The sequence below is a fragment of the Streptococcus suis genome, from assembly GCA_002831545.1.
Lineage (GTDB): Bacteria > Bacillota > Bacilli > Lactobacillales > Streptococcaceae > Streptococcus > Streptococcus suis_P.
Genome location: CP025095.1, coordinates 1,246,504 through 1,267,623, shown reverse-complemented (window position 1 = coordinate 1,267,623; position 21,120 = coordinate 1,246,504). Strand labels below are relative to the sequence as shown.

20 protein-coding genes are annotated in these 21,120 nt (G+C 36.8%); 8 read left to right on the top strand and 12 right to left on the bottom strand.

Features of this window, described 5'->3' with window-relative positions:
• Positions 1 to 11 precede the first annotated feature (11 nt).
• The 11 genes from CWM22_06255 to CWM22_06205 form a co-directional block, all read right to left on the bottom strand.
• Complete coding sequence (locus CWM22_06255) at positions 12 to 428, bottom strand: sigma-70 family RNA polymerase sigma factor (protein AUC91523.1); 417 nt, start codon at positions 426 to 428, stop codon at positions 12 to 14.
• A 207-nt stretch (positions 429 to 635) separates the two neighbouring features.
• Positions 636 to 3,575, bottom strand: a complete 2,940-nt coding sequence (locus tag CWM22_06250; GenBank protein AUC91522.1) for a beta-galactosidase — start codon at positions 3,573 to 3,575, stop codon at positions 636 to 638.
• 142 nt (positions 3,576 to 3,717) lie between these two features.
• Positions 3,718 to 4,611 carry an ROK family protein gene (locus CWM22_06245; GenBank protein ID AUC91521.1) on the bottom strand — a complete coding sequence of 298 codons (894 nt, stop codon included), beginning with the start codon at positions 4,609 to 4,611 and terminating at the stop codon, positions 3,718 to 3,720.
• A 1-nt stretch (position 4,612) separates the two neighbouring features.
• A complete protein-coding gene (locus CWM22_06240) occupies positions 4,613 to 6,496 on the bottom strand; it encodes an alpha-N-acetylgalactosaminidase (GenBank protein AUC91520.1) in 1,884 nt (627 codons plus the stop codon).
• Positions 6,474 to 7,814, bottom strand: coding sequence for an alpha-L-fucosidase (locus CWM22_06235; GenBank protein AUC91519.1), 1,341 nt, complete (start codon positions 7,812 to 7,814; stop codon positions 6,474 to 6,476). Before CWM22_06235 ends, CWM22_06240 begins: the two co-directional genes overlap by 23 nt.
• Positions 7,811 to 8,650, bottom strand: coding sequence for a carbohydrate ABC transporter permease (locus CWM22_06230; protein ID AUC91518.1), 840 nt, complete (start codon positions 8,648 to 8,650; stop codon positions 7,811 to 7,813). Before CWM22_06230 ends, CWM22_06235 begins: the two co-directional genes overlap by 4 nt.
• 10 nt (positions 8,651 to 8,660) lie before the next feature.
• Complete coding sequence (locus tag CWM22_06225) at positions 8,661 to 9,581, bottom strand: sugar ABC transporter permease (GenBank protein AUC91517.1); 921 nt, start codon at positions 9,579 to 9,581, stop codon at positions 8,661 to 8,663.
• A gap of 54 nt (positions 9,582 to 9,635) precedes the next feature.
• Positions 9,636 to 10,934, bottom strand: a complete 1,299-nt coding sequence (locus CWM22_06220) for a carbohydrate ABC transporter substrate-binding protein (protein AUC91516.1) — start codon at positions 10,932 to 10,934, stop codon at positions 9,636 to 9,638.
• 16 nt (positions 10,935 to 10,950) lie between these two features.
• Positions 10,951 to 11,595 (bottom strand): fuculose phosphate aldolase, encoded by a 645-nt coding sequence (locus CWM22_06215; protein ID AUC91515.1) that lies wholly within the window; start codon positions 11,593 to 11,595, stop codon positions 10,951 to 10,953.
• Between the two features lie 14 nt (positions 11,596 to 11,609).
• The gene (locus CWM22_06210; GenBank protein ID AUC91514.1) at positions 11,610 to 13,397 is read right to left on the bottom strand and encodes an L-fucose isomerase; all 1,788 of its coding nucleotides are present in this window, start codon (positions 13,395 to 13,397) and stop codon (positions 11,610 to 11,612) included.
• Positions 13,381 to 14,808 carry a rhamnulokinase gene (locus CWM22_06205; protein AUC91513.1) on the bottom strand — a complete coding sequence of 476 codons (1,428 nt, stop codon included), beginning with the start codon at positions 14,806 to 14,808 and terminating at the stop codon, positions 13,381 to 13,383. The genes CWM22_06210 and CWM22_06205 overlap by 17 nt, the downstream gene beginning before the upstream one ends.
• 158 nt (positions 14,809 to 14,966) lie before the next feature.
• Here CWM22_06205 and CWM22_06200 point away from each other — a divergent pair, with 158 nt between their 5' ends.
• The 3 genes from CWM22_06200 (at position 14,967) to CWM22_06190 (ending at position 17,561) form a co-directional block, all read left to right on the top strand.
• A complete protein-coding gene (locus CWM22_06200; protein ID AUC91512.1) occupies positions 14,967 to 15,737 on the top strand; it encodes a DeoR/GlpR transcriptional regulator in 771 nt (256 codons plus the stop codon).
• Positions 15,738 to 15,910: 173 nt separating this feature from the next.
• Positions 15,911 to 16,264, top strand: coding sequence for a conjugal transfer protein (locus CWM22_06195; protein AUC91511.1), 354 nt, complete (start codon positions 15,911 to 15,913; stop codon positions 16,262 to 16,264).
• Position 16,265: 1 nt separating this feature from the next.
• Complete coding sequence (locus CWM22_06190; GenBank protein AUC91510.1) at positions 16,266 to 17,561, top strand: endonuclease; 1,296 nt, start codon at positions 16,266 to 16,268, stop codon at positions 17,559 to 17,561.
• Between the two features lies 1 nt (position 17,562).
• Here CWM22_06190 and CWM22_06185 read toward each other — a convergent pair whose 3' ends face one another.
• Entirely contained in the window at positions 17,563 to 18,060 is a 498-nt protein-coding gene (locus CWM22_06185; GenBank protein ID AUC91509.1) for a hypothetical protein, read from the bottom strand.
• Positions 18,061 to 18,224: 164 nt separating this feature from the next.
• Here CWM22_06185 and CWM22_06180 point away from each other — a divergent pair, with 164 nt between their 5' ends.
• Genes CWM22_06180 through CWM22_06160 form a run of 5 tightly spaced genes read left to right on the top strand, consistent with a single transcriptional unit; the run spans position 18,225 to position 21,102 of the window.
• Positions 18,225 to 18,917 (top strand): DNA-binding protein, encoded by a 693-nt coding sequence (locus CWM22_06180; GenBank protein ID AUC91508.1) that lies wholly within the window; start codon positions 18,225 to 18,227, stop codon positions 18,915 to 18,917.
• Between the two features lie 2 nt (positions 18,918 to 18,919).
• Complete coding sequence (locus tag CWM22_06175) at positions 18,920 to 19,054, top strand: hypothetical protein (protein ID AUC91507.1); 135 nt, start codon at positions 18,920 to 18,922, stop codon at positions 19,052 to 19,054.
• Between the two features lie 5 nt (positions 19,055 to 19,059).
• The gene (locus CWM22_06170) at positions 19,060 to 20,475 is read left to right on the top strand and encodes a DNA polymerase (protein AUC91506.1); all 1,416 of its coding nucleotides are present in this window, start codon (positions 19,060 to 19,062) and stop codon (positions 20,473 to 20,475) included.
• Entirely contained in the window at positions 20,472 to 20,822 is a 351-nt protein-coding gene (locus CWM22_06165; GenBank protein AUC91505.1) for a hypothetical protein, read from the top strand. Before CWM22_06170 ends, CWM22_06165 begins: the two co-directional genes overlap by 4 nt.
• Positions 20,809 to 21,102, top strand: a complete 294-nt coding sequence (locus CWM22_06160) for a hypothetical protein (protein ID AUC91504.1) — start codon at positions 20,809 to 20,811, stop codon at positions 21,100 to 21,102. Before CWM22_06165 ends, CWM22_06160 begins: the two co-directional genes overlap by 14 nt.
• The last annotated feature ends 18 nt before the right edge of the window (positions 21,103 to 21,120 follow it).

Sequence of the window (21,120 nt, the reverse complement as noted above, 5' to 3'; positions counted from 1 at the left end):
CTCGGTCTGTTTCACATTTTATGCGAATTTTCAAGCATGTTTTTTAACTTATCAAGGACTTTATCTCTTAATCTAGAGATTCTGGATGGGCTAGTTTTTAACTCTTCAGCAACTTGACGTAGTGTTTTTTCCTGAAAGTATATAGACTCAATTAAAAGCATTTCACTTTTATTTAGTCTCGAAAGTGATTCTGATAGTAGCTCCAACATAATTTTTGTTTCTACAATTTTCTCAATATCTACAGTCAAATCAGGTAAAACATCTTCTAATCTAAAGTTTTCTTTTTCAAACGATGAAAACGGAAGTACGGAAAATAATATTTCACGTCTTCGTAAATAGTTTTGATGATTTACCAGACTCCAGTAACCACTATATACTTTTTTATCAACAAAAATCTTCCGTCCTCGTACAATTAAATAATATTCCATAGTATTCCTCCAATTGCTAAAAACTTATTAAGTACAATTGGAGGACTCCGTGTCCTACTCATACTTGAAACTCTCTTTATTTTTTTCCTCCCTACCTAGTAAGTGAATAATTTAATTGCAAGTTTTACTTCTTTATAAAAAAAAGAGCAAAATTTCATGATTTACATCTTGAAATTTTGCTCAATTTTTATTAATTAACTATTTTATTTAATAGTTAATATTCAAATCAACATAACCATTTGATACGATTCTAATCGTCGCAGTTTTTGATTCAGAATTGTATTCTACACTTGGAGTTACAAAATTAGAATCACTAGAATTCAGTATCTCAACAGTTGGTTGTTTACTTACATTCTTCAATACATATACTGTCTCACGCTGCTCGGAGCTTGGAGTATTATGGATATAAGTATTAAATACCCAATTTATAGCATCAGATTTTGATAGTTGAGGTAATGCTCTAGCTTGTGTTGAATTTGAAGCACCTTCCCATAATGAATCTTTATTGATTCGGAAGTTATTTTGTTTGATATTTAATCCTGTTGCAATATTCTCTACAATCGTGAACGAGTGAGATTTCAAAGTTACATCAAACTCTTTACCACTAAGTTCGAATGAACCAGTCTGGTCATTGTCGCGATTATACTCATAATTATAGATAAATGCTCTATTGTCAATCTCATCACCAAAAATGTTTCCAGTATACTCTTCTGGATATAGGCCGTTTAATAAATTTCTTCTGTTAGCCGCCGAAGACATACTGCCGTCATTTAGACTGACAACCTGAATATGGTCAGGTAATTTTGAATTCAATACTTCTGAAGAAATACTAGATGGTACAGCAGGGATTACACCATATCGACCAGTTGTATATAGTGGACTTTGGTGTGTTGCTGTATTGACATCAACATAGAAATGACCATCTCGTTTAGATGAGAAATTTCCATTTATCAAAATTTTTGTAGCAGCGAGTACATCTTCTTTAGAAGGTGCAGGATTATTTATTACATATTTGAAGAAGTTTTCAATTACAGTTGAATATAATGGTGATTCCTCATTTCTTACACCATAGGTATAGGCAGGATGCTCAAAATTATATACCGATCCACCATTTAAATAGATATTAATAGCCTCTGCTCCTAACATGGCTTCTGGTTGAGTTAACCATTGTCTATTCCCTTGTGTTTTTCCAATTCCAGAGCTTTCAAACAACTTCCATTTTCCTGTTTCATACCATTTCCAAGTGTCCATCAATCCACCCCACTGGTATGCATAGTCAGCAAGCCATAGACCTGTCATGTAACTTACAGTTGGAGCATCATTACCTTCATGTGCAGGGGTATTCTTGAACATGAAAATAAAGTTTTGCCAATATTTTTCGACTGTCTCTTTAAAGATCGGTCTTCCCTGAGTTCCTAAAGCTTTTTCAATGGAGGCACCATTGTTTTGCTCAGACCAAATGAAATATCCTCCGTGTCTTGCTGACAATTTTAAATACTCAGCCGCATTACTTTCAACATTTCCAGCCCAGATCCAATAATTTTCTGTTGAAAAGATTCCTTGAAGACAAGAATACTTTTCATACATTCTATCAATCCATTCCATCGTAATCCAATGTGCAGCAGTATAATGTGATTGGTTGCCTGCTGTGTATACAGTTAAGATAACTGGAATAGGTTCATTTTGACCGGTGGTTGGATTCACATAGTTTTGAGCTTGTTCGAGAATTTTCTCATAAAAATCCTGAGCTACTCCTGCTCTATGTGGCAAATCATCTGGGTGAACTTGAATTACTGTATAAGGCTTTAATTCTGGATCAATATTTTCCCATTTACCAACTAAAGTATCCTCTCCCCAGAATGAATAATTTCCTTTACTGTATTCTGAACCATTAGCATATAATGGCATCATAAGTAATGGACTTGTGTTAGAAATTTCTCTACGTTTTGGTGCAGGCTCAAAGTCATTGGGATTACGGAATTGTCCACTTGCTACAAAGTAAGCACCTGCTAAAACTAACTCATCGCCCCAGGTTTGTTGACCAGAATAACTATTTAAACGAATAGAACGAGCACCTTCTGGAATTTCAACATCAACTTTAATTGCTGGAGTATCATAATTAAAACCATCTGGATATTCGTTCAAAGTCGAGTAAATTACAGTACCATCAACTTCAATTTCAAATTTTTCAATATTAGCATACCTATTATCTGCATGACCAGCACTCCTATCTAATCCTACAAATGTGGTAAACCGTGATACTCCTGCTCCAGAAATATCATATTGTATTGTCGATGGTCCAGCAGCGATTGTACCTAGTCCTTTTTCAAACTCCTTAATAGATCCATCAGACATTTTTAAAGAAATTTTCTGATTACTTCCATTATTCCCTAGCGTAAATGGTTTATTTTTTTGAACAGTTTTTGAAGCTGTGGCATCACCGTGACTAGCACTTCGCCAATCTAAGTCTGAAAGATAAACAGAATTCTCTCTAACAGGTAGTTCATTTGGAGAAGTCTGATCTACAACATCTACTGCATCATCTTGAATTTCCGAACTATCGGGAATTTCAAAAGTTGGATTACCTAACACAACTTCATCACCCCATGTATGTTCTCCTGAGTAACTCTTAAATTCAATTATTTGTGCATTAGATGGAATATCTAATTCAAGCCAAATCGCTGATGTATCGTATTTAATCCCATCTGGATAATTGTCAATTGATGTATAAATTACAGCCCCATCTACAAGCACTTCAAATTTACTAATTTTGGAATATCTATTATCCGTAGGAACAGCTGTCCTATCAATTCCTACAAAGGATTTAAATTTCGTTGCTCCTAGGTTAGAAATGTCATAGCTAATTGTAGAAGGATTTGCCGCAACAGTTCCGATTCCTTTCTCAAATTCTCTAATTGAGCCATCTTCCATTTTTAATGAAATTTTATTCTCACGGTTTTCATTCCCTGCAGTAAATGGTTTATTCTTTTGAACAGTTTTGGATGAAGTAGCATCACCGTGAGTTGCGGTAGTCCAATTTAAATCAGACAATGAAACCTCAGATGCAAACACATGATTTTGAAACAAGAATGCTGAAGCCAATGTTGCAATCGTTAAAAGTGTAAATTTTCTCTTGTTATTTTTCACTTGTTTTACCTCTTATTCTTGATAAAAGAGAACTTTTGCTTCCCAACATTTCCTAGTCCATTTTTTCTGATATTGGAAAACAAACTAAACTATAAAATTGAAAGTATTATGAACTATCTATTTTCATCGCATTTCTTCTCTATTATTGGACTAGGAATGCAGAACCAATTATTCCGTTATTTCCATTATCTATTTTTGAGATGATAATATTATTCAAAATATGTTTTTGTTCATGATGTAAAGATAGTCCCAAAACGGTCTTTATATCTTCAATAAAATCTGGGTTATTTTGTGCAACACTACCACCCAAAACGATTATTTTAGGATCCAGTAAACAAATCATATTATGAATCGCTTGGACCATGCCATCTCTCGCATTAGCGATAATAGCCGATGCTGTAATATCTCCTTTACGCCAATTATCAAACACTGCCTTGGTTGACAAATCTTCACCATACATTTGCTTCCCTTGGCGTTCAATGGCTGGTCCTGAGCAGGAGATTTCTAGACCACTTGTTCTTCCGAAACTCCGAACTGGCATAAAACCGATTTCGCCCGCAAAGCCAGATCCTCTTAGAATTGTGTTATTTATGATATTGGAAGCTGCGATACCTGTAGAAATAGTAATATAGCCAAACATATCATCTGCTTCTAATGAAAGCATTCGATACTCTGCATAGGCCGCCACTTTCACATCATTGTCAATTTTTATTGGAATATTTCCAAATTCTTTTTGAAGTCGCTTCACAACAGGAAAATTCTCCCATGGAATGTTGTTTTGAAAAACTGCAACTCCATTTTCAACATCAACTTTTCCTGGCAAGCCAACTCCAATCCCTGCAACATCCTCAATATTCAGTTGCTGACTGTTTAGTAGTTCTCGAATAGCTGTACACACGCATTGAAATAAGGTTTCTGATGATTCTTTATTGCTTGGCACTTTTAAACTATAAGCCACATGACCTGTACCATCTACCAGTCCCACAGCAACTTTTGTACCACCAATATCTACACCTAAAGCATATTTAACTGCCATATTACCCTCCTAGTTTCTCTGCAATCAGAATTGTATATGGAGCTAGTTCATACTCTGTTTCTGTCAGAGCTTTATAATCTCCTCTAACCAATTGATAGTCGGAAAGATTGATATTATCTAACTGAATAGTGGCTGAATGGCTAGCTGGGTTCCGAAGCGAGAGAATTTCTTTCCCTGCTTCTTCATCAATACATCTGTAACCATAAATTTCAAACGCTGACGGTTTACCACCAATCATTTGACTATGTTTTAGAGTTGAGTAATTGTTCTCTATCCATTTGACAGCACGAGCATTGGCCTTCCAACGTTCCTGATCAAACATTGTATAGGAATAGTGGAATTCCCAAAAAGCATTTCCTCGAGTGGAAATAAATAGGAGATAATCTTCAAAATCTTCTACACTAGCATACATTTGATGGTCCATGTACCAGGTATGAGCTGTACTCGCATAGACAGGCTCATGGTTATAAAGGCTCCAGAGTGGCAATTGAATATCCCGTTTAGTTAAAAATTCTTCATATTGGCAATCACGGTAGGTAATCATCCGTTGAATATCATTCCCAGCATTTTCTGTAAAGCCAACATCCTGCGAAATTTGTATCCAAAGGCTGTTGACCCATTGTAAGAACCATGGGCTTGGATTGACATAGGAAGTCAAGTTTAACCAGCAATCTCTATCTCCTCGCTCTGCCCTTAAATCTTTTAAGAGGTCAATCAAGAATTCATAGACAGGAGTCATAGTGTGCATGGCAAACTCGCCACTAGGGTCTGGTTTGTCTGGCTTCAGCAACCAACCATCGATTTTCCAATAGCTGATGTCATATTTTTTCTGGTAATCCAACATTTTTTGCTTCATGACTTCCAAATAATTGAAGTCACCAATATTGACATCATTTGACAAGGCATTCTTGCTACCGAATTCTGGATGGGCCTCCAACCAGTCACTCATGATAACTTCTGTACCGTTATAGCCTCCACGTGGTCCAATCCAAAGACCAAGACTTGCACCCAGATTATTTACGAGAGCTTTTACTTTTGTTAGACCGTTAGGGAACTTTTCATTAAACTCCCAAACACTTTGGTAATCACACCAGCCATCATCAACGACATAGGCATCCAACTTCACACCATTGTCTTCAAAGCCATGTGAAATCTCTTCAAAACTCTTTACAATAATCCCTTCATCAATGGCAGTCATATGGTCATACCAAGAATTATATTGTTTTCTGAAGTAACTTGGCTGAGCAATTCCACTAATGTAAGTAAAGAAATCCTGTTGAATGCTTGCTTTCTCAAATCCAGAAGCTGCACCAATAACAACTGGCCAGATTTTTTTAGGCTCTTTAATTTCGTGACCGACATAGTAGCGAGAAAAATAGGTTTGATCTACCAGTCTATTTTCTCCCATTGGAAACTCCATACCAAAGAAGAAGGACTTGGCATAAATTGGTTGTCCCAACTCTACATAATAGCCAGAAAATCCAGCCATTTCCTTAATATCTTCTTGCTGTTTCGGAATATATACCTGCTCTAAGTTTGCAAAACCAAACTGCTCCACATCAATATAGTTAATCGTTTTAGAAGATGACAGAATAGTAACCTCTTTGGCAAGTACATCTTCACGTCCTGAATATAGAACGGTTAACTGGATTTCTGAATGATAGAAACTCACCAAAAGACTTTCATTGGTTTGTTCGACCACATGAGCTGTAAAATCCTCAGAGCCGAGCTGGCTTCCATCACAGAAAGAAACAAGGAATTCCGTATTTTTTTCATTTCCAATGGGTTCATCAAGCTTTTTATTCAAGATATGGGAAGTATAAAACTTCCCATCTTCTAATTTAAAATAGCGTGCTATCTGTTTATTTTCTATCTTCACTATCATCACCTACTAATTCAATCTTAATCACACTATCTACGCTGTCTGGCAAAGGATAAGTAAAGTGAGGAATATCGCCGTACTGGGCAAAACAAATCCCTTCGTAAGCATTAGTTGTCCAGCTCTTAGAAATCTTCACTTCACTACCATCATGAAGGAAACTCATCCTTTTAACTTTGCTTTCATCGATACCAATCAAGGCAAGTGGACCAATTGGCTGTTCGAAGACATGGGCATAAACCGTATTCCCTTTTTGAGTATAGTAGCCCCATTCTGGCTTAGGTAATGAACTAACGCCACAACCATAGATAGATTCACCATTCTTATCCAGCCATTTTCCAAAATCATTTAGAATTTCCAGACTCTCTTGGTTGATAATTCCTAGTGCATCTGGACCTACATTCAGAATCATATTCCCATTTTTACTTACACACTCAACCAACTTACGAATAAGTGTCCTGGACGATTTGTAGAGATGATCCGTAGGATTGTAGGCCCAGTTATTATTCATAGTTAAGCAAAGCTCCCAAGGAATTGGCTCTCCATGTATATTTCGAATTCCCTCATGCGGAACGATCTGCTCTGGACTGACAAAGTCTCCAGAATAAAGATTGATATTATCCGTTACAATACTGCCAAATCCTTCTCCTGATGTTTCTAAACGATTGTCAACAACTACATCTGGTTGATGCTTACGTACAAGCTTAATCAAATCTGTTGCACGCCACTTTTCACCGAACATTTCTCCATAAGAGTAGTCAAACCATAGAATATCCAGTTTGCCATACTTGGTTACAATTTCTTCTACTTGATTGTGTAAGAAAGTCAAATAGTTATCAAAGTCAATCTTCTCACCTTTGAAGGCTTCATTCTCACGCATGGGATGAATCATATCGCCATATTTCGGATAATCTGGATGATACCAGTCAATCAGACTGAAGTATAGACCTACTTTTAATCCTTCTTCTCGTACCGCTTCAACAAACTCAGCTACCAAGTCCTTTCCAATTGGTGTGTTTGTAGCCTTGTAGTCAGTATAGGCTGAGTCAAACAAGCAAAATCCATCATGGTGCTTGGCAGTCAAGACCATGTATTTCATACCTGCCGCTTTTGCCGCTTTTGCCCACTCTCTCGGATTGTATTTTACAGGATTAAACGCCTCAAAAAATGGTTGATAATCCTCAATGGATAATTGCTGGTGGCTACGAATCCACTCCCCTTTTCCAGGGATAGAATAAAGTCCCCAGTGAATGAACATACCAAATCGATCTCTTCGGAACCATTCGGTCCGTTTATTAATTTCTTGTAAACTATTTCTTGTCATCCTTTAACTGCTCCTCCTCCAAGGGCTTCAATAAAGTATTTACTTGCAAAAGCAAAGAGTAAAATTGGTGGTAAGATAATCACAACGATAGCTGAAAAAAGACCATTATAATTGGTATTAAAGCTAGTTGTGAACTGTCCAAGTAAGGCTGGAACCGTCAACTCATCTTTATTGATAATCAGCATAGAAGCCCAGTAATACTCATTCCAGTTGTTAATAAAGGCTAAAATTGCTGCCGTTAAAATGCCAGGTCTAGCAATTGGTAGCATAACTTTCCAAAACGTCTGAGCATAGCTTGCTCCATCAATCTCAGCTGCTTCTTCTAATTCTTTAGGGATGATTGCAAAGTAGTTTTTTATAATAAAGAAACTCATAGCAATACCGCTGCAAGAGTAGACAAAAATCAGAGCTACTGGTGTATTATAAATCCCCAAAACATTTACCAAGCGATAGACTGGAAATGTCATAGCTGTAGCAGGGATAAAAAGAGTTGAGTACAACATGGCAGTTATCAACTTTTTACCACGGAAATCCATTCGAGCTATGACATAAGAAGACATGGAAATCATGATGATGCTGATAATAACGGAAATTGAAACCACTTTAAAACTGTTCCAAAAATAATCCAATACATGCAGTTCTGTAAACACCTTGATATAACCGTCAAAGCTTAAATCTGTCGGTAAACTAATACCTGGATTTTTCATAGGATCTGCTTTTAAGGAAGACAGGAAAATCCATAAAATTGGAAACACTGAAATCAAACAAGTAATAGCCATATAGATGTAAATTATTAATTTTCCCGTTTTGGAAAGGCCATTTAAACGATTGTCCATACGCTTTATCTCACTTTCTACGCTTACCTTCTTTGAAGATCAGATTGATACACAAGATGATTAACATCCCACCAAGAATCTGAATAACACCTATGGTATTCGCTCTGGCGTATTGTGTACGAGAACTGGATACTGCCAACTCCCTAATGATAAAACTAATACTTTTAGTTCCTGCTGCACCATTTGTAAGGAAGAATACTTCGTTATACAAAAGGAAACCTGAAGTTGCGGCCATAATCGATACAGTTTTTAATGTTTCTTTTATCATTGGAATGGTGATATACCACTCTCTTCTCCAACCTGTGATATTATCTAAAATAGCTGCTTCATGAATTTCTTGTGGAATGGCGAAAATTTGACCCAATATCATTATTGTTGATGTCCCTGCAAAGAAAATATAAGCACAGGTCATTGCAATGATATTTAAACCAGGTGTCAATAAGATGGCATCCGAAAATTCAGGGTTGAAGAAGCGGATAACTTGGTTAACGACTCCATAATTTGGATTGTAGATCTGAAGAAAAATCAAACCCATTGCCGCACTTGAAATAATACTAGGTATGATGTAAAGATTTCGAGATATTTTCCAACCAGCCAATTTTTTTGATAAAGCAATCGCTACCGATAAAGCTAATGGAACTTGAACGACTACACCTATAATTGCCCATGTAATTGAATTTTTCAATGCTTCCAAAAAGAAAGGATACTCACTAAAAATATACTTATAATTGGCAAAGAGATTGCCAAAACCTAGAAATTCTGGGCTGGTTAAATTCGTGTAATCCCACTTAGTAAAGGAGGTTGCAAAAATAGTTACCACCGAATAAAAGTAGAAGAGAAAGAAACAAACTAATGTCGGAAGTAAGAATAGAAAAATAAATCGTTGTTTCTGTGCCTTCCTATTTTGTAAGGTCATGGTTTTCTTTGCCATAAAATACTCACTTTCTAAAAAAGGGCTAAGGAATACATCCTTAGCCCTGATATATTAGCCGATAAGGGCTTTCAAGATGTCTTGTGTTTCTTTTACTTTCTGATCAATATCTACACCATCAGCTGCACTTTCAGTCAATGCGTTGATAATTGCAGTACGAACATCACCACCCCAAACTGATACAACAGTCGGAACAGTTACATCTGCATTGTTTGCCATTGACGTTGCTTCACCTAAGAGTTTTACAGTAGCGTCGTCAGATCCGCTTGCAATTTCTGCAGTATCGATTGCTTGGCTGGCTGGGTTAGCTCCAACTTTTTCAAAAATGGTTGTTTGAACTTCATCGCTAGTCATATATTTTACAAATTCCAAAGCAAGTTTTTCTTCTTCTTCAGAGAGATTACTTGAAATTGTAATACCACCACCAGCTGAACTAATTGCAACATTGCCAGCATACAAACCTGGTTTCAAAGCTGCATTATCTTTCAAACCACCTGCTGCCCAAACTCCGTTAAAGAATACTGCTGATTTATTTTCAGTAAAATCAGTAGAATAAACATTGGCATCACCGCCAGCATTAGCTGAACCATTAGCTTGAACTTCTGTCATAACTAATTTAAGGGCTTCAGCAAATTCTTTTGAATCAATTCCTTCAGACGTTAGAGGACCTTCTAACAGTTTACGACCTGCTTCAGATGAGCCAAGTACTGTGTTAAAGAGACGAATTGCTGGCTCCCCTGCACCAAAGGCATAGACACCTTGTTTTCGAACCAAGGCCATAGCTTCCGTAAAATCACTCCACTTGGTCCATTGGTCAGGTGTTTTAGCTCCAGCCTTTGAGAAAATATCTGCATTGTACCATAGACCCAAGGTCAACAATTGGTCATGGACTGTATAGATTTTTCCATTCACATCATTTTGTGTATAGTTTAGACCAACATTTTTTTCCAAACCATTTTCATCAATGTATGGTTTCAAATCTAGAACCAAACTTTGTTCAATCGCAGCCAAGGAAACATCGTTACCAGCCAAGTCAATCATATCTGGGAATTCACCACTTGCAACCTTGTTGTTCATGATGTCTGTCAAGCTTCCATTCACAGGAGTTGGTTTGAACTCAACGTCCCCAGTTGCGTGTTTTTTAGCAAATTCATCATAAAGGTCACGCATGACTTTGGCTGCTGGCCATTCTTCTTCACTATGGTGATAACCATGATAGAATTCTAGAACAGTATCATCACCACCTGAAGCTTTTTCAGTACTTGAACTAGTGCCTGACGACGACCCACAAGCAGCAAGAATGACTGACGCAAACAAACACAATGCACCGCATTTCAACAAACTTTTTTTCATTTTAGGTTCCTCCGTATTATTTCCTTTGTCCGTAAGTTTTAAATTTTTCAGCCATCAATTCCATTTCTTCATCTGGGAGGATGACTGGTTCTCCCATGCTTTTGGCAACACAATAAATTTTTGAACAGTATTCAACCTCCTCAATGATATTGAAGGCATTTAGTAAGTCCTGAGCACCCGCTAAGATACCGTGGTTGGCAAGAAAGACTGCACGTCTGTCTTTCATCGCCTCAGCAGCATTTTCAGCCAATTCCTTAGTCCCATAGGTGGCATAATCTGCTACTCGGACATCCTTTCCTGCTACAGCAATCATATAGTGGCTAGCTGGCAAGGGTTCTCTTAGCACTGCCAAAACGGTTCCGTAAGTGGTATGTGCATGAATGACTGCATCAAGGTCTTCTCGTTGCTGATACTGAATCAAGTGCATATACCACTCGCTAGAAGGAAGTTTTTCACCTTCGACTACCTGTCCTTCCAGGTCCATGATGACAATATCTTCTTCCTTGATTTCAAAGAAATCAATTCCAGATGGAGTGATTGCCATTAGACCTTTTTCACGGTTAAATACGCTCAGATTCCCACCAGTACCCTTGGTTAAGCCTTCAGTAACTAACTTTTTGCCGTACTTTATAAGTTCCTTTCTTTCTTTTTCCATGAACATAAAGTGTTCTCCTTCTATTTACTATATAGCGGTCCTAAAACCTCACACATCTTGAAATCTGCCGCTTCCAAATCCTTAGTACCGACACCATCAAAAATGCTTGGACGGAAAATTCGTTCCCTTGGAATATTGTGGAGGGCTACAGGAATTCGCAACATACTAGCCAGAGTGATAACCTCTGCACCAATGTGGCCATGAACAAAGGCTCCATGGTTAGATCCCCAATGATTCATGACATCATAGACCGTTTCAAAACCAGGTTCTCCAAGATTCGGAGCAAACCAAGTTGTTGGCCATGTTTTATCTGTCCGCTCATCCAAGATACGATGCACTTCGTCATCCAATGGACAAGTGTAGCCTTCGGCAATCTGTAAACTTGGACCAACACCCTTGACTAGATTGACACGAATCAAGGTCACAGGCAACTCTCCTTGAGTTTTGAAGTGAGAAGAATAACCGCCACCACGGAAATATTCATAGTTAGCTCGACACCAATCTGTCGCTTCCAGACAAGCTTTGACATCCTCCTCCGTCATATTCCAAAATTCTTTCATGGTTGGCTGACCAGCTTCATCTCGTGCTGCGGCACTTCCATCAAGGGCTGAAGCACCTGAGTTAATCAGGTGAAGAATACCATCTTTAGCCCGACCTGTTAGTTCTTGACCAGTCACTCGTTTGACCGCCTCTGGGCTCCAATAAGTCCGAACATCAGAGAAGATTGGAGCCTTGTTGGTTAGGAGGGTTCCAAATAGCATGGCAGTCGCATTCAACGTATCATTTTCTGTTGCAAAAGCAGTGACAGGTCGTGGTCCATTCCAGTCAAAGGTAGAAGCCAGGATTGCTTCAGCGAAATCTCCGTTTGGCAACCAGTCAGTCCATTGCCGTTGACCTTGGAAACCACCTGAAATAGCATTTCTACCACGAGCTTCCTCTTCCCAACCAATCTCTGCCAATCGAGGATTTCCAAAGAGAATGTCTCGAATAATCAAGGTTTGCTTAGCAATAAATTCCCAATCCTTGTCAGCTGGAATCACCTTGGACTTGGTAATCACTTCTGGAAATTCCTTCCCTGCATTGATGTCAACACCCTCTTTACAATATTCTTTGATCCAAGCAAGAGCTTTTTCATATTCTTCTTTATCGTAGATTTCCAACTCCATACGGCGAAGGATTTCTGTCATATCCACAAATTCGACTAACATTCCCAGATAGTCTTCAAAGAAGGAAGTGGTAACCTGAGAACCTGCAATCCCCATTGAAGAAGCTCCAATGTTGACATAGGACTTGCCTTTCATCTGACCAGCAGCGATCGCCCCCTTGGCAAATAGCAAGATTTTTTCAGCCACATCAGCAGGAATGCTATTATCATCCAAGTCCTGAACATCATGGCCATAAATCTTGAATGCTGGGTAACCCTTCTGAGCATAGCCACTCATGGCTGCGGCTAGATAAACTGCACCAGGCCGCTCTGTCCCATTAAAGCCCCAAATAGCTTTAATCGTGTGCGGATCCATATCCATGGTTTCTGTCCCATAGCACCAACTTGGTGTGACAGATAAGGTAGCAACTACATTGTCACGAGCAAACTCATCGTAGACAATACCTGCATCGCCCTGACCACCAATGGTTCGACTGGCCAGTAAACACTGAACAGGTGTTCCATCTGCATAACGCAAATTGGACTCAATCAAATCCTTAGCAGCTAGGGCCATCTGCATGGTTTTTTCTTCCAAGGATTCCCTTACACCGCCCTGTCGACCGTCAATGGTTGGACGGATTCCAATTTTAGGATATAGTGTCATTTTCTTCCTCCTCTTTTGGGTAGAAATAGTTAAATGTTATAGACTCTTTTACAAGTTCCTTGGCTTCTTTCATATCTTTAACACAGCCAAGAGCCTTAAATTGAACGAGTGCATTACCAATCGAAGTTGCTTCATACAGACCAGTAACCACAGTCTTTCCTGTCACATCTGCTACTAATTGTGAGAAATAGTTCGACTTAGAACCTCCGCCTATCAAGTCAATTCTCTTATAGACATTTCCAGTTATTTTTTCCAATTGTAGAATGACTTCTTGATATTTTTCGGCCAAACTTTGATAAACTATTTTAAATAGAAACGCTGGATCTGTTGATATTGTTATATCTTCATCTGCAAAATAATCGACAATCTTTTCAATCATGTTCCCTGGACTTGAAAATGTCGAAGCATCCGTATCAAATGTTGGGACACAACTTCTCGTATTACTCACCATTTCAGTAATTTCGTCATAAGAAAAGTCATTGCCTAATTTAAAGAATGATTTTTTTAATTCTTCAAGAATCCAAAGTCCAGTACAATTTTTCAAAAATCTAGTGGTCCCATCATAGCCCGCTTCATTTGTAAAATTATACTTCAGCGCACTATCTGTAAGTATAGGAGATTTCAACTCTGTTCCGATTAATGACCAAGTTCCACAAGAAATATAAAGTAAATTTTCTTCTTCATGTGGTATCGCTGCTACCGCACTTGCTGTATCATGTTGACAGACATTAACTACTACTATTTCATTCTTTGAAATTTCTTTAGATGTTTTACCTAGAATGTTTCCTTCGGATACTAATTTCGGTAAAAGTAATTCAGAAATTTCAAATGTTTTTAAAACCTCTTGGTTCCAGTCTTTTGTCAAGGGGTTAACCAGTTGCATTGTAGATGCTATACTTCTTTCAATTGCAATCTCACCAGTCAATGTATAATTCAAGTAGTCAGAAATCATTAACAGCTTATTTCCTTTGAAATATTCTTCAGGAGTCTGAGATTTACATGCAATTAACTGAAATAGTGTGTTAATCTCCATCAACTGATTGCCGGTTTTAAAATACAAATCATCTAAGGATGAGTATCTCGCGATCTCATCTAAGATTGATTTTGTTCTACCATCACGATAACTTACTGGTTGAGCAATGAGTTCACCATTTGTATCCAAGAATACAAAATCTACTCCCCACGTATCAATTCCTACAGAAGCCAATTCTGAATGTTCTTGAGAATCTTCGATACATTTTTTTATGTTTTTTTCTAAGTTCTCAACATCCCAACATAATCTTCCCTTGACTTTATGAAGTGAATTTTGAAATCTGCGAACTTCTTTTGAAATCAATTTCCCGTCTTTAATTGAATACAGGATTCCTCTCCCTGACGTAGCACCAAGATCGATTGCCAATACAGTTTTCATCAGAACCTCCTTTCTGTTACCGTTTTCATATTTTAATTTTAATATATCTACAATTCCATTACAATACTTGAACGATAGATTGGAAATTATTCAAAATATTGACATAAAATCTCCATTATTGTTCAAAATATGTTATCATATACTCAAGAGGTGTTGATATGAGTAGAGACAAACGCTTAAAGGAAATAACAGATATTCTTCAAAATAAAAAAAGAATCGATGTAAAACAACTTGAAAAATTAACTTTTTCAAGTACTTCTACACTTCGTAGAGATTTAATTTTTCTCGAAGAACAAGGACTCATAAAGCGAAAACACGGAGAAGTGGTGTTAAACGCATTTAATACTGTTGAGCTTGCTCATAGTATCAGAGAAACTGAAAATAGGTCTGAGAAAAAAATAATTGCTGACCTTGCAAAAGATTTTGTTGGTCCAGGGATGTGTATTTACTTAGATTCAAGTACAACGGTTTATGAATTATGTCCTTTCCTGTCTACCATTGACAACCTAATTATCTTTACGAATGGACTGAATACTGCTCAACTGCTATCTGATCTTTCTAATCCAACTATGAAAATTTTTGTTACGGGTGGTGAAGTTAAGCTCCATTCCGCCTCCATTGTCAATCATAGTATGGAGAATAGTCTTCTTGAACACTTTAGTATAGACCTTGCATTTTGTTCAGCGAGAGGAATTGATGAAGAGTTTGTCTATGAAGCTTCTTTCAGTCAGGCCATCGCAAAAAAATCTATCATTGACAAGGCTAAAGAGACAATATTACTGATTGATAGTTCGAAATTTCGGATGTCAGGATTTTTCAAAATTAACAATCTAAAACAATACAAAACTATCATTTCAGATAAGTTACCTGACGAATCCTTATTAACTTCTGCCGAAAAGTATGAAGTTGAATGGATTGCCAATAATTAACATAAATAGTATATTAGCTTACCGCTCTACAATATAAAACTGTTGTAGCAAGCACAGTAAGTGGGTACCCACTTACGATAAAATTAACGAAGCAGATGCCTTTGGCTCTGCTTTTTTCGTTATATTTTACTTGTTAGGGAGAACCCTAAGACCCCGATAGAAAGGAATAGACAATGGAAAAACGTACCCGACCAAACCAATTAAAAATTCGACTTTCAGACAAGGAACTTGCTCAAGTGCGAGAAAAATTTGGACAATCTCGGTCAAAATCAATGCGGCATTTTGTTCTCAAATGTATCCTGGAAGCATCAATCTATGAAGTTGACATGCAACCATTTAGAGAGTTACAACATCTTCTTTCCAAGACATCAACTAATATTAACCAGATTGCAAAGAAGGTTAATACCTACTCCGTAGTATATAAGGAAGACATTATGACAATACAAAATGAAGTCCAGCACTTGAGTAAGGAACTGCATAAACTACAAAACATTCTCTACAATAGGACAAATCAAGGGGATATTTGATATGGCTGTCACCAAAATTCACCCCATAAAATCTACTCTCCATTTTGCAATTGACTATATACTCGAAAAGAAAAAAACAGATGGTCAAACGCTCATTTCGACACATATGTGTTTCCCTACTACTGCTCATTTACAATTCTTACAAACTCGAAAAGAGAACAAAGTAAATGGAACTGTTCTGGCTCGACACCTTATTCAATCCTTTTTACCTGGAGAAGTTGACCAAGAAACAGCACATAAGATTGGCTTGGAACTATGTCAAAAAATCTTAAAAGATGAATACGAGTATGTTTTAACTACACACATTGACAAGGACCATATTCACAACCACATCATTTTTAATAATGTCAATTTCAAGAATGGAAAGTGTTACCAAAGCAATAAACAGTCCTATCACCAGATTCGGTCTACTAGCGATCGACTTTGCAAAAAATACAAACTGTCTATCATTGATGAACATTATCAGAGCTTCCGTAAGAAATATAAAACCAGAGGAAAGTCTCATTATGAATGGGAACAAAGCCAAAAAGGAATGGGCTGGAAATCCTACTTACAGTTCCTCATTGATTTAAATATTTCACGTTCAAACTCTTGGGAAGACTTTCTGGACCGTATGAAAAAATCCAAATGTGACATCAAATTTGGTAAACATATTAGTTTCAAAGGCAAGAATGCTTCACGATTTACACGATCCAAAACAATCGGACCTGACTATACAGAAGATAGATTAAAAGAGAGAATTGCTTCCAATCCACCTCAAGAGCTGATTGATACGTCTAAGTTTAAAGACCAGAAAGGATTCGAGTTCTGGGCTAGAAAACACAACTTAAAATCCATGGCACAAGGCCTAGTTGAATTGAGAAATTTAGGAATACACTCAAAAGATGACTTAGAAAGGGCAATTGAATCCTTGGCTGATAAACAAATTTCAATTCAAGATGAAGTAAAGACTATTGATGAGCAAATGACAGATTTAGGGGAGAAAATGGAAAGTCTGCACATAGTACAACAGTATCAACTCATCTACCAACATTACCAAAATAACAAAGATAATCAACAATTCAAAAGAGAATATAAAAAAGAAATAATGGCATATACAAAAGCAAAAAATAAATTATTAGCTTACGATAAACCTTTAAATTCTAGAGAATTATTGTCACAGTTGGACAAGCTGCAAGAAAAAAAGAATACCCTTATGGCAGAGTATTCTCAAATAAAAATTCAATTTAATAAACTTTATCAACACAAGAAAAATTTTGACTCTTACTTTGAAACAGAGCAAAATCGAATCATTTAATCTATAGCCCAGTTAAATACTCCATTCGCTTTTTCCATACAGGAATTGAAACTAAGAAAAAGATTACATAGTATAAAATATCATTGGCAAGATTATTGGTCAAAAATTGTATGCGATAGGTCGGCTCAATACTCGAATGAAAGATTGATAATAAGAAAGTTATGAAATCAGTTGCTAAACAAATTCCTATACCAACACCCAAAAATACAATGACAAAATTGATGGTTTTACTTATTCTTGGCAAAAAAATTGAGAGAGCAACCATTAGAAAACCATATATCAAAACTACGGTCAATCCAAACAGAACATCCCAAAAATAAATCGTATTACCATTCGCAATCTTACTAGAAATTGGTTGGTGTAACAGATAAATTGTGTAGATAAATACTGCACAAAAATCAATCGCAAAACAGGCAAGTTTTACAGAAGTTCTAGCTATAAATAACCAAAGCCAAAATGCTGCTAAGATTAACATTCCATAAAGTGTTAACAAAATCATTAAAAACTCACTCCTTTCACTACATCTAGTTTACTGCATTATACTAATTTTGTCCGCTCATTATATTGAATTTCTGACGAAATTTTTAAAGTTATACTTGTCAAATTAAAAAAAATAATTTATACTTTTTGTAAGTTTATAAACTTACGACGAAAGGAGTAACCATGTTCTCTCCAAAAAGACTAAAAGAAAAAAGAACGGAACTAGGACTATCTCAATCTGAAATCGCACGACAACTTGAAATTAGTCGCATGTCATATAGTGCCTGGGAACGTGGAAAAACCAAACCAAACCAGAAAAATCTTTCTATGCTTGCTACTATTTTGAAAGTTGACGAGTCTTATTTTGAATCTGAATATACTATCGTTCAAAACTATCTTTTGTTAACCGATGAAAACAAATTGGCTGCCGAAGATTACGTTGAGCAACTACTAACATCTCAATCTATTGCAGAAAATGTTGTGTCACTATACTCCTATCAAGTGCTTTCAGCTATCCAATTATCCGCTGGTCCTGGTGAAGGTCTATACGATGAATTTGAAACTGAGACTGTCTATTCGGAAGATGAATATACAGGATTCGATATAGCGACATGGATTTCTGGTAATTCTATGGAACCTGTTTATAAAGACGGTGAAGTTGCTTTAATCAGGTCAACTGGTTTTGATTACGATGGAGCTGTATATGCCTTGAATTGGAATGGATCGCTCTATATCAAGAAACTCTATCGTGAAGAAGATGGTTTCCGAATGGTGTCAATTAACCCAGAAGTTGCTGAAAGATTTATCCCATTTGAAGATGAAATCAGAATTGTTGGTAAAGTTGTTGGCCACTTCATGCCTGTGATTGGAGGTTAGCAATGGCAAGACAGTTTGACGATATGATTTACATTAAAGGAGATCGCATTATTCTAGCACTCGACCAAAAAGATTACGATGTAACAGACCATCTAACAGAGCTTGTTGAAGAGTTAGCAAAATTGAAAGCTAGGTGATCACTATGGGCTATATTGACTATTCAAAAGAACCTCGAAGTGATATTGCTTTTGTTGATATGAAATCTTTTTATGCTTCTATTGAATGTGTGGAGAGAGGACTTCATCCCCTTCATACTTCTCTTTGTGTCATGAGTAGAGCGGATAATTCTTCTGGTCTCATACTAGCTTCTTCGCCAATGTTCAAAAAGGTTTTTGGGAAAGGGAATGTTGGACGTGCCTATGAATTATCATTTGATGTTAGTACTCGCAAGTTCAACTACTTTCGTGCTAAGGAAGCAGGATTACCTACCCACCCTAAATTTGTCTCGTATATTGAAAATTGGGCTAAACGTACTTTCATTGTCCCACCACGGATGGATCTGTACATTCAAAAGAATCTCGAAATTCAAAAAGTATTCCAAGACTACGCTGCGAGCAATGATATCCACCCATATTCTATTGATGAGGCTTTTATAGATTTAACCCAGTCACTCAACTACTTCATATCTAATAAAACCATGCCTAGAAAAGATAAGTTGGATATACTCTCTGCAAAAATTCAACATGATATTTGGATGAAAACTGGGGTCTATTCAACAGTTGGCATGAGCAATGCTAATCCATTGCTGGCAAAATTAGCACTTGATAATGAAGCTAAAAAGACAATTACAATGCGTGCTAATTGGTCCTATGAAGACGTTGAAACAAAGGTCTGGAATATTCCTAAGATGACTGATTTTTGGGGAATTGGTTCACGAACAGAAAAAAGATTAAACAAACTTGGTATCTATTCCATCAAGGAATTAGCCAACTGTGACCCAACTATTTTGAAGAAAGAATTTGGTATCATTGGCGTACAACACTGGTTTCATGCTAATGGTATTGATGAAAGCAATGTACACGAACCCTATCGCCCTAAAGCTGTCGGGATTGGAAATTCGCAAGTTCTCCACAAAGATTACACTCGTCAAAGCGATATAGAACTTGTACTTAGAGAGATGGCAGAGCAAGTTGCCATTCGCTTACGTAAGAGACACAAAAAAGCAACTGTAGTCGCCATAAATGTGGGATATTCAAATTTTGAAAACAAGAAATCCATCAATGTTCAGAGAAAAATAAATCCAACCAATCGAACACTTGTTTTTCAGGATGAAGTTATTTCACTTTTTCGCTCAAAATATGATGGTGGGGCAGTTAGAAGTATTGCTGTGAGATATGATGGATTAGTGGACGAAAACTTTGCAGTTATTTCACTTTTTGACGACTTTGAAGAAAGCGAAAAAGAGGAAAAATTGGAAACAACTATTGATAAGATTCGTGATCGATTTGGATTTCTTGCAGTACAGAAAGCTAGTTCTTTATTAGAAAATTCAAGGGCAATTGCTCGAAGTAAACTTGTCGGCGGTCATTCCGCTGGCGGATTGGAGGGATTAAGATGATTGACCGTAGCTATCTACCATTCCAAGTGGCTAGAGAATACCAAGATAGGAAAATGGCAAAATGGATGGGATTCTTCTTGTCAGAACATACATCTGGTTTGGAGAATGAACGTAATCGCATTGATTTTTCAACTGAATTGACCTTAGCTGATAAACTACTCCTACTCAATCAACTATATAGTAATCAGTTAAATGGTATTCTGACAGTTCCTGGAAAAATTTACATTGGAAAAGTAAAAAATTTGACCTTCCAATCTGTTTCATTTGACACTAAAGAAGGCTACATCAATATTCAAATCTCTGATATTCTTGCAATAGACTTGGAGGTGGAATATGAATCAGCTTGAGTTTAATAAAAATCAATTACAAATGGACTATTTTAGTGATAGCTACCGAAAATTTGAAGAGGATTTCTATCGCTACTCAAAATTAGCCGTTCCACTTACCTTTCTTACAGATGATTTGATGAATTCAATGGCATCCTCAGGAATAAACTATTTTGTTTTAAACAAAGAAAAATCAAAAGACAACCGAGATCATTATTTCATTTTTAAAATTGAAACGTATAGTGATAATAAGTTAATTCGTAAGTTCATATATCAGAAAACGACAACAAGTTTGGCATAAAAAATAGGAGCTCATCAC

Bases quoted from the DNA above. Each gene is read 5' to 3' on its own strand.
- CWM22_06220 (AUC91516.1), bottom strand. From the start codon at position 10,934: ATGAAAAAAAGTTTGTTGAAATGCGGTGCATTGTGTTTGTTTGCGTCA.
- CWM22_06180 (AUC91508.1), top strand. From the start codon at position 18,225: ATGTTCTCTCCAAAAAGACTAAAAGAAAAAAGAACGGAACTAGGACTA.
- CWM22_06255 (AUC91523.1), bottom strand. From the start codon at position 428: ATGGAATATTATTTAATTGTACGAGGACGGAAGATTTTTGTTGATAAA.
- CWM22_06200 (AUC91512.1), top strand. From the start codon at position 14,967: ATGAGTAGAGACAAACGCTTAAAGGAAATAACAGATATTCTTCAAAAT.
- CWM22_06190 (AUC91510.1), top strand. From the start codon at position 16,266: ATGGCTGTCACCAAAATTCACCCCATAAAATCTACTCTCCATTTTGCA.
- CWM22_06175 (AUC91507.1), top strand. From the start codon at position 18,920: ATGGCAAGACAGTTTGACGATATGATTTACATTAAAGGAGATCGCATT.
- CWM22_06170 (AUC91506.1), top strand. From the start codon at position 19,060: ATGGGCTATATTGACTATTCAAAAGAACCTCGAAGTGATATTGCTTTT.
- CWM22_06235 (AUC91519.1), bottom strand. From the start codon at position 7,814: ATGACAAGAAATAGTTTACAAGAAATTAATAAACGGACCGAATGGTTC.
- CWM22_06195 (AUC91511.1), top strand. From the start codon at position 15,911: ATGGAAAAACGTACCCGACCAAACCAATTAAAAATTCGACTTTCAGAC.
- CWM22_06185 (AUC91509.1), bottom strand. From the start codon at position 18,060: ATGATTTTGTTAACACTTTATGGAATGTTAATCTTAGCAGCATTTTGG.
- CWM22_06240 (AUC91520.1), bottom strand. From the start codon at position 6,496: ATGATAGTGAAGATAGAAAATAAACAGATAGCACGCTATTTTAAATTA.
- CWM22_06225 (AUC91517.1), bottom strand. From the start codon at position 9,581: ATGGCAAAGAAAACCATGACCTTACAAAATAGGAAGGCACAGAAACAA.
- CWM22_06160 (AUC91504.1), top strand. From the start codon at position 20,809: ATGAATCAGCTTGAGTTTAATAAAAATCAATTACAAATGGACTATTTT.
- CWM22_06165 (AUC91505.1), top strand. From the start codon at position 20,472: ATGATTGACCGTAGCTATCTACCATTCCAAGTGGCTAGAGAATACCAA.
- CWM22_06245 (AUC91521.1), bottom strand. From the start codon at position 4,611: ATGGCAGTTAAATATGCTTTAGGTGTAGATATTGGTGGTACAAAAGTT.
- CWM22_06215 (AUC91515.1), bottom strand. From the start codon at position 11,595: ATGTTCATGGAAAAAGAAAGAAAGGAACTTATAAAGTACGGCAAAAAG.
- CWM22_06230 (AUC91518.1), bottom strand. From the start codon at position 8,650: ATGGACAATCGTTTAAATGGCCTTTCCAAAACGGGAAAATTAATAATT.
- CWM22_06210 (AUC91514.1), bottom strand. From the start codon at position 13,397: ATGACACTATATCCTAAAATTGGAATCCGTCCAACCATTGACGGTCGA.
- CWM22_06205 (AUC91513.1), bottom strand. From the start codon at position 14,808: ATGAAAACTGTATTGGCAATCGATCTTGGTGCTACGTCAGGGAGAGGA.